Below are 8,094 nucleotides of genomic sequence, written 5' to 3' on the forward strand. Positions count from 1 at the left end.
GCGGAGCGAGACGGATGGGGGGTGGAACGCCGGCCTGTCCGATTGGCGAACTTCAGACCATACTGCCGACCGAGCCAGACCCCCCATCCGAGCCGCTCCGCGGCCCACCTTCCCCCGCAAGGGGGGAAGGAGATCGTTCAGTGACCGACGCCTTCCAGCCCAATCTGGACTTCACCGCCGCCGAACAGGTGGACGAGCGCGAGGCCTTCGTCGTCGATCTGGACGGCTATGAAGGGCCGTTGCATGTGCTGCTGGCGCTGGCGCGGACGCAGAAGGTCGATCTGCTGAAGCTGTCGATCACCCGGCTGGCGGAACAGTATCTGGCCTTCGTGCATGAGGCGCGGCGGCGGAATTTCTCGCTGGCGGCCGACTATCTCGTGATGGCCGCCTGGCTGGCCTATCTGAAGTCGCGGCTGCTGCTGCCGCGCACCGACAAGGGCAAGGGCGACGAGATGCCCGCCGAGGAGATGGCCGCGGCCCTGGCCTTCCGGCTGCAGAAGCTGGAGGCGATGCGCAAGGCGGTGGAGGCGATCACCGCCCGGCCGCAGCTGAAGCGGGACGTGTTCACGCGCGGCGATCCGCAGGCGACGGTGATCGTGCCGTCCGACCGGGTCGACGCCAGCCTGTACGAGCTGATGGCCGCCTATGTGACCCAGCGTCGGCGCGAGGAGCAGCGCCACTACAATCCCGGCCAGCGGGTGGAGGCCTTTGCGCTGGAGGCGGCGCGCGACTGGTTGCGCGATGTGCTGCCGCGGCTGGAGCAGTGGACGCCGCTGGAGCAGGTGGCGCCCGCGCGGCGGGCGGAGGACGGACCGACCCAGGCCAGCTTTACCGCCTCGACCCTCTCGGCCAGTCTGGAACTGGTCAAGGAGGGGGCGATGGATGTGAAACAGGCCGAAGCCTTTGCGGAGGTCTATCTGAAACGGCGCGGCATGGGGCAGGTGCTGGAGCTGGTTCCGTGATCCAGTTCGCCCCCGATCATGGAGAGATCGAACGCCGCGTCGAGGCGCTGTTGTTCGCGGCCGCCGGGCCGCTGTCGGCGGCCGAGATCGCGCGGCGGCTGCCCGAGGGGGCGGATGTGGGCGGGGCGATTTCGGCCCTGCGCGAGAAATATCACGGGCGGGGGGTCGAGCTGGAGTGTGTCGCCGACCGTTGGCAGTTCCGCACCGCGCCCGACCTGTCCTTCCTGATGACCGAGGAGCGCGAGGAGCCGCGGCGTCTGTCGAAGGCGGCGCTCGAGACCCTGGCCATCATCGCCTATCACCAGCCCTGCACCCGGGCCGAGGTGGAAAGCGTGCGCGGGGTGTCGCTGTCGAAGGGGACGCTGGACCTGCTGCTGGAGATGGGGTTCGTGCGGCTGCGCGGACGGCGGCGGACGCCGGGGCGGCCGGTGACCTACGGCACCGCCGACCGGTTCCTGGAGCATTTCGGCCTGTCCAATCTGTACGACCTGCCCGGCGTGCAGGAGATGAAGGCGGCGGGCCTGCTGGACCTGTCGATCCCGGTCGGCTTCGAGGTGCCCGACCCCTCGCGGGCCACGGACGGCGACGACGAACCCCTGTTGCCGGGGGACGAGGAGGCGCCGGAGTTCGCGCAGGATTTCGTGGCGGAGGACTGAGGGCGGGGCGGGACCACCCACCCCTCCACCATGCTTCGCATGGTCCCCCCCAGACGGAGCGCTGTCTCCTCCCTGTCGCGCAGCGATGGGGAGGGGGACCGCCGGAACGGCGGTGGAGGGGTGAAAAGCGGGTGTCGCAATCCCGTCCAACCCTTGCTAATCGCTTCCGATGATCGCTCGCCTTCGCCCCGTCCCCTTCGACCTCGGTCCCGTGCATTTCGTCGGCATCGGCGGCATCGGCATGAGCGGCATCGCCGAGATCATGCTCAAGATCGGCTATTCGGTGCAGGGCTCGGACGCCAAGGCGTCGGCCAATACCGAGCGGCTGGAGAAGCTGGGCGCGCGGATCTTCATCGGGCATGACGCGGCGCACATCGGCGACGGCGTCTCGGCGGTGGTCTATTCGACGGCGGTCAAGGCGACCAATCCGGAGATGGTGGTGGCCCGCGAGCGGCGCATTCCGCTGGTCCGGCGGGCCGAGATGCTGGCCGAGCTGATGCGGCTGCAGTTCTCGATCGCGGTCGGCGGGACCCACGGCAAGACCACGACGACCTCGATGGTGGCGGCGATTCTCGACGCCGGGGGGCTGGATCCGACGGTGGTCAATGGCGGGATCATCAACGCCTATGGCACCAACGCCAAGGTCGGCGACGGCGACTGGATCGTGGTCGAGGCCGACGAGAGCGACGGCAGCTTCCTGCGCCTCAAGTCGACGGTGGCCATCGTCACCAATATCGACCCCGAGCATCTGGACCACTACGGCGACTTTGACGGGGTGCGGAAGGCGTTCGTGGACTTCGTCGAGAACATCCCCTTCTACGGTTTCGCCGCCGTCTGCCTCGACCATCCCGAGGTGCAGCGGCTGGTGGCCTCGATCGATAACCGGCGGCTGGTGACCTATGGCATCAATCCCCAGGCCATGGTCCGGGCCGACAATGTGGAGATGAAGCCCGACGGGTGCCGTTTCGACGTGGTGATCCAGGCGCAGGGGCTGGCCGCGCTGGACGAGCCGATCCGGATCACCGGCCTGCACCTGCCGATGGCGGGCTGGCACAATGTCGCCAATGCGCTGGCCGCCATCGCCGTGGCGCGCGAGCTCGATGTATCGGACGAGGCGATCAAGGCCGGGCTCGCCGGGTTCGGCGGGGTACGGCGGCGCTTCACCACCACCGGCATCGTCGGCGGGGTGCGGATCGTCGACGACTACGGCCACCACCCGGTCGAGATCGCCGCCGTGCTGAAGGCCGCGCGTCAGGTGGCCGAGGGCCGGGTGATCGCCGTGGTCCAGCCGCACCGGTTCACCCGGCTGGAATCGCTGATGGAGGAGTTTTCCACCTGTTTCTCGGACGCCGACGCGGTGTTCGTGGCCGACGTCTATGCGGCCGGCGAGACGCCGATCGAGGGGATCGACAAGGATGCCCTGGTTGAGGGCATCCGGCGGTTCGGGCATCGCTCGGTGCACCCGCTGGAGAGCGTGGAGGCCCTGCCGGGGGTGATCGCGGCGGAGGCCAAGGACGGTGATCTGGTGGTGCTGCTGGGGGCAGGGGACATCACCCAGTGGGCGTATGCGTTGCCGGGGCAGCTGGAGGGGCTGGCCTAGCCATGTCGCGTGGTCTCCAAGACCTGTACGCGGAGGTGAAGTTGATCGCCGAACGGGCCGGCTATGCCGACTATCCGCGACCCGAAGACCGGCAGCGGGATGATCGGGTTTGGCTCGCCGAGGCCTCATTTGGCCGGTTCGACAAGCTTTATATGGAGCGAGGGCAGGTGTCGCTGCTGGCGCGAGGCGACTACGACACCGTGCTCTACGAAGTGTTCAAATCGCTTGTTCAGGATAAGGCGACGCACATCGAGGCGCGCAATCGCATTGCTGGCCAAGACAGTCGTCGACAATGGTTCGCTCTTCAGGCCGAGATGATGGAAAGTCTGAAGCCTGAATGGGCGCAGCGTATCGCCGCTGATCAAGCGACTGTGCTGGCCCTCAACCCTTTTCAGGACGAGCGATGAAGCTGACTGAAACCGTTCCGCCTGTCCGCGGCAAGCTGCTGCGGGACGAGCCGCTGGGGCCGTTTACCTGGTTCCGGGTGGGCGGGAACGCCGACGCCCTGTTCATTCCGGCTGACGCTGATGACCTGGCGGACTTCTTGAAGGCGCTGGACCCGACCGTGCCTGTGACGGTTCTGGGCGTGGGCTCCAACGTCATCGTGCGAGACGGCGGGGTCGAGGGGGTGGTCATCCGGCTGGCCGGGCGGCCCTTCGCCGGGATCACGACCGAGGGCGACACGATCACGGCGGGCGCGGGCGCACTGGATTCCATGGTCGCAAGAGCCTCGGCCAAGGCCGGGCTGGGCGGGCTGGAATTCTATGCGGGCATTCCGGGCACGATCGGCGGGGCCCTGACCATGAACGCGGGCTGTTATGGCGCGGAGACCAAGGACATTCTGGTCTCGGCCTGGGGGCTGACGCGGGCGGGCGAGCGGGTGGATTATGCGCTGGCCGACTTCGGCTACACCTATCGCCACTCCGAGGCGCCGGCGGACATCATCTGGATCGAGGCGACCTATCGCGGGACGCCGGACGATCCCGAGGCCGTCGCGGCCCGCATCGCCGAGATCACTTCGCGACGCGAACTGACCCAGCCGATCCGCGAGAAGACCGGCGGTTCGACGTTCAAGAACCCGCCCGGCCATTCCTCGTGGAAACTGGTCGATGAGGCGGGCTGGCGCGGGAAGCTGTTCACGGCCACCGGCGGCGGGGCCATGTTCAGTGAGCTGCACAGCAATTTCATGATCAACCCCGGCGAGGCGACGGCGGCGGATATCGAGGGGCTGGGCGACGCCGTGCGCGCGGATGTGCTGGCCAAGACCGGGGTCCAGCTGGACTGGGAAATCAAGCGGATCGGGCGGGCGGGCTGACGACTCCCCCCTCCCCGTCGAGGGGAGGGCTTTCGTGGCTGAACCGCCGGATTTCGCCGGGACGAAGGTCGATTGGTTGACGGGCTGTTAAGGACAGTTGGGTCATCCAGTTCCCGTCCTGGAGCCCCGCATGACCCGCCCCTTTTCCGACCTGCACGTGGCCGTCCTGATGGGCGGACTGTCGTCCGAGCGGGAGGTGTCGCTGACGTCCGGCAGGGGCTGTGCGGATGCGCTGGAAGGGCAGGTGGCCCGGGTCAGCCGCGTCGACGCCGGGCGTGACCTGGCCCAGGTGCTGGCCGCGCTGAAACCCGATGTCGTCTTCAACGCCCTGCACGGCGCCTGGGGCGAGGACGGCTGCGTGCAGGGCGTGCTGGAGACACTGGGCATTCCCTACACCCACTCCGGCGTGCTGGCCTCGGCCCTGGCCATGGACAAGGACAAGTCCAAGGCGGTGCTGAAGGCCGCGGGCGTGGTCGTGCCCGGCGGCGGGCTGTTCGACCGTTTCGAGGTGGCGCGCGACCACGTCATTCCGCCGCCCTATGTGATCAAGCCCAATGCCGAGGGCTCCTCGGTCGGGGTCTATCTGGTGCGTGAGGGCGAGCCGCCGTGCGCCGCGCCGGGTCAGGACGACTGGACCTATGGCGAACAGGTGATGGTCGAGCCCTTCATCGCCGGCAAGGAGCTGGCGGTTACCGTGCTTGGGGAGACGTCCGGGCCGCGGGCCCTGACCATTACCGACATCACCCCGGCCAAGGGTTTCTACGACTATGAGGCCAAATACGCCCCGGGGGGCTCCAGCCATGTGCTGCCGGCCGATCTGCCGCCGCATATTTTCGAGCGGGCGCTGCGGGAATCCGAGCTGGCGCACGCGGCCATGGGCTGCCGCGGCGTGTCGCGATCCGACTTTCGTTATGACGATATTAAGGACGAACTGGTCCTTCTGGAGGTCAATACCCAGCCGGGCATGACGCCGACCTCGCTCAGTCCCGAGCAGGCCGCCCATGTCGGGATGGACTACAAAGCATTGGTACGGTGGATGGTGGAGGACGCCTCATGCCCGCGGTAGTTCGCGGCGGTCGGCGACAGAGTTCGAACCAGCCTGCAAAACGCGGCGCGGCTCCCAAATCCCAAGGGCGCGGCCGCGCGCCGCGCAACGCCCAGGCCACGCCCGGGAAGATGGCGGCGCTGGGCCGGCTGGACCTGTCGCCCCGCGCTGTCGTCATTTCGATCGCCGCCGGCGTGCTGCTGCTGGCCGGGGTGCTGGCGACGGGTGCGCGCGCCGAGCGCATCGGGGCCTCGATCGGCCATGGCGTGGACGGGATGACCGCCGGCCTCGGCCTGAAGCTGGAAAAGGTGTTCATTGAGGGCGAGAGCCCCGAGGCGACACGGGCCATTCAGCAGGCCGTGCAGTTGTCGGCCGACCAGCCCATGACCTCGATCGACCTGGACGCCGTGCGCGAGCGGGTCGAAGCGATCGGCTGGGTCCAGTCGGCGCGCGTGGTGCGGCTGCTGCCCAACACCCTGATCGTCCATGTCATCGAGCATGACCGACTGGCCGTCTGGCAGACCGGCGGCGTCAACCAGGTCATCGACAGCCACGGCCAGGTCATCGCCGGCGCCGACGCCGGCCGCTATCCCAACCTGCCGCTGGTCGTCGGCAAGGGCGCCGAACAGGCGGCCCACGAAGTCCTGCCCCTGATCGCTCAGCGCCCGCGACTGGCCAGCCGGGTCGAGGCCCTGGTGCGGGTCGACGAGCGGCGTTGGGACCTGCGGCTCAAGGACGGCAGCCTGATCCAGCTGCCCGCGTCGAACCAGGAGGCGGCGCTGATCCAGCTCGACGCCCTGGACCAGCGCGAGCGGCTGCTGGAGCTGGGCTTCGCCCGCATTGACCTGAGAACGCCGGAGGAGGTCGCCGTCCGGCCCTCCGCCGGCGAAGCGTAGAGTGAGGGGCGACTGATGGCCGGACGTACTGTGGACAAGTCTGTGGACGGCGTGGGGAAAACACCCGGCCGCGCACCGGTGGTGGCGGCCCTCGACCTGGGCCAGTCCAAGGTCGCCTGTTTCATCATGAAGGCGGACGGCGTGCGCCATGCCGACCGCACCATCCGGGTCGCGGGGGCCGGCCACGTCCAGTCGCGCGGCGTGCGCGGCGGCGGCATCGTCAACATGGACGAGGCGGCCCAGGCCATCGGTCATGCCGTCGAGCGGGCCGAGCGGGCGGCCGGTTGTCCGGTCTCGGGCGTCGTGGTGACCACGGCCATCGGCCAGATGGCCAGCCACCGGGTGCAGGCGCGGGTGTCGCTGGGCGCGACGCCGGTCGGGGACGCCGATCTGGCGCGGGCCATCGGCATGGCCCTGGCCCAGATCCGGCTGCCGAACCGTCGGCCCATTCACGTCCTGCCGATCGCCTGGTCGGTGGATGGCGCGCGCGGCGTGCATGATCCGCGCTCGATGAAGGGGCATTCGCTGGGTCTGGATCTGCTGGTCGTGTCGATGGCCGAGAGCGCCTTCAACGGGCTGAGCCACTGTCTGGAGCTGGCCCACCTCGACCTGCAGGGCGTGGCGGCGGCGCCGGTGGTGTCGTCCCTGGCGGCGCTGGAAGACGACGAGATGGATCTGGGCTGCGTCTGTATCGACATGGGCGGCGGCTCGACCTCGGCCGCGGTCTGGGGCGGACGGTCGCTGCTGCATATCGAAAGCCTGAATGTTGGCGGCGACCACGTCACGGCCGACATCGCGCGCGGCCTGTCGACCTCGCGGGCGGGCGCGGAGCGGCTCAAGACCCTGCACGGCTCGGCCATGGCCAACGCCCATGAGGACCGCGAGATGCTGGAGGCCCCGCCGCGCGGCGAGGACGCCTCCGCCGGCCCGATCTTCGTCCAGAGGGCGATGCTGAAGACCGTCATCGCCCCGCGGGTCGAGGAGACTCTGGAGCTGCTGCGTGACCGGCTGCGCAACGCGGGCGTGGGGCTGGAGCCCGGCGCGGGTCTGGTGCTGACCGGCGGGGCCAGTCAGCTGAACGGCGTGCGCGAGCTGGCCATCCGGGTGTTCGACCGGCCGGTGCGGCTGGGCAAGCCGCAGCGCGCGCCCCACCTCGCCGACGCCGCCTCGGGCCCCGCCTTCTGTTCGGCGGCGGGGGTGCTGCTGCGCGCCGCCTATGGGCCGCGCGAGGCGGTTTCGGCGCGCAAGCTGATGTCGCGCCAGATCTCGGCGGCCGACGCGCCCCGCATCCATCGCGGGGGCATTGTGGCGCGGGCGGCGGGTTGGCTGCGCGAAAACCTGTAGCGCCACAGCTCAAAAACTGCGGTCAAGGTTAACGAAGTCCGTGTCCGGAGGACCGACTCACCCTATCCGGTAACCTTCCCTTAAGCAGTTCGGGTGCTTCCTTAACGCGCTCATAACCAATGCGAATCGGCGGGGTTTTCGTATTGGCGGCGTCAAGGGCAGGGTCGGAATAGGTCGGATAAGAATATGTCTCTCTCGCTGGTGCGTCCGCAACACACGGAACTGAAGCCCCGGATCGTCGTCTTCGGCGTCGGCGGCGCAGGCGGCAACGCCGTC

9 protein-coding genes are annotated in these 8,094 nt (G+C 68.9%); all 9 read left to right on the forward strand.

Annotated elements, in window-relative coordinates; translation table 11 throughout:
* Positions 1–140 precede the first annotated feature (140 nt).
* Complete coding sequence (locus tag B2742_RS03360) at positions 141–962, forward strand: segregation and condensation protein A (RefSeq protein ID WP_292062969.1); 822 nt, start codon at positions 141–143, stop codon at positions 960–962.
* Entirely contained in the window at positions 959–1,618 is a 660-nt protein-coding gene (scpB, locus tag B2742_RS03365) for an SMC-Scp complex subunit ScpB (protein ID WP_292062971.1), read from the forward strand. The genes B2742_RS03360 and scpB overlap by 4 nt, the downstream gene beginning before the upstream one ends.
* A gap of 169 nt (positions 1,619–1,787) precedes the next feature.
* On the forward strand, positions 1,788–3,218 hold the full coding sequence (murC, locus tag B2742_RS03370; protein ID WP_292062974.1) for a UDP-N-acetylmuramate--L-alanine ligase: 1,431 nt from the start codon (positions 1,788–1,790) through the stop codon (positions 3,216–3,218).
* A gap of 35 nt (positions 3,219–3,253) precedes the next feature.
* Positions 3,254–3,625 carry an Imm63 family immunity protein gene (locus B2742_RS03375; protein ID WP_292062976.1) on the forward strand — a complete coding sequence of 124 codons (372 nt, stop codon included), beginning with the start codon at positions 3,254–3,256 and terminating at the stop codon, positions 3,623–3,625.
* Positions 3,622–4,533 (forward strand): UDP-N-acetylmuramate dehydrogenase, encoded by a 912-nt coding sequence (murB, locus tag B2742_RS03380; protein WP_292062979.1) that lies wholly within the window; start codon positions 3,622–3,624, stop codon positions 4,531–4,533. Before B2742_RS03375 ends, murB begins: the two co-directional genes overlap by 4 nt.
* A 130-nt stretch (positions 4,534–4,663) precedes the next feature.
* On the forward strand, positions 4,664–5,599 hold the full coding sequence (locus tag B2742_RS03385; RefSeq protein ID WP_292062981.1) for a D-alanine--D-alanine ligase: 936 nt from the start codon (positions 4,664–4,666) through the stop codon (positions 5,597–5,599).
* Complete coding sequence (locus B2742_RS03390) at positions 5,587–6,474, forward strand: cell division protein FtsQ/DivIB (protein ID WP_292062983.1); 888 nt, start codon at positions 5,587–5,589, stop codon at positions 6,472–6,474. The genes B2742_RS03385 and B2742_RS03390 overlap by 13 nt, the downstream gene beginning before the upstream one ends.
* A gap of 15 nt (positions 6,475–6,489) precedes the next feature.
* On the forward strand, positions 6,490–7,818 hold the full coding sequence (gene ftsA / locus B2742_RS03395) for a cell division protein FtsA (RefSeq protein ID WP_292062985.1): 1,329 nt from the start codon (positions 6,490–6,492) through the stop codon (positions 7,816–7,818).
* A gap of 186 nt (positions 7,819–8,004) precedes the next feature.
* The coding region (locus B2742_RS03400) for a hypothetical protein (protein WP_292062989.1) at positions 8,005–8,094 on the forward strand (90 nt) is incomplete at its 3' end.

Origin of the sequence: Brevundimonas sp. UBA7664 (assembly GCF_002483305.1) — a bacterium.
Classification (GTDB): Bacteria; Pseudomonadota; Alphaproteobacteria; order Caulobacterales; family Caulobacteraceae; genus Brevundimonas.

What these genes read in the sequence shown, in the direction of transcription:
- murB (WP_292062979.1), top strand. Translation starts at nt 3,622, where the DNA reads ATGAAGCTGACTGAAACCGTTCCGCCTGTCCGCGGCAAGCTGCTGCGG.
- B2742_RS03385 (WP_292062981.1), top strand. Translation starts at nt 4,664, where the DNA reads ATGACCCGCCCCTTTTCCGACCTGCACGTGGCCGTCCTGATGGGCGGA.
- ftsA (WP_292062985.1), top strand. Translation starts at nt 6,490, where the DNA reads ATGGCCGGACGTACTGTGGACAAGTCTGTGGACGGCGTGGGGAAAACA.
- murC (WP_292062974.1), top strand. Translation starts at nt 1,788, where the DNA reads ATGATCGCTCGCCTTCGCCCCGTCCCCTTCGACCTCGGTCCCGTGCAT.
- B2742_RS03390 (WP_292062983.1), top strand. Translation starts at nt 5,587, where the DNA reads ATGCCCGCGGTAGTTCGCGGCGGTCGGCGACAGAGTTCGAACCAGCCT.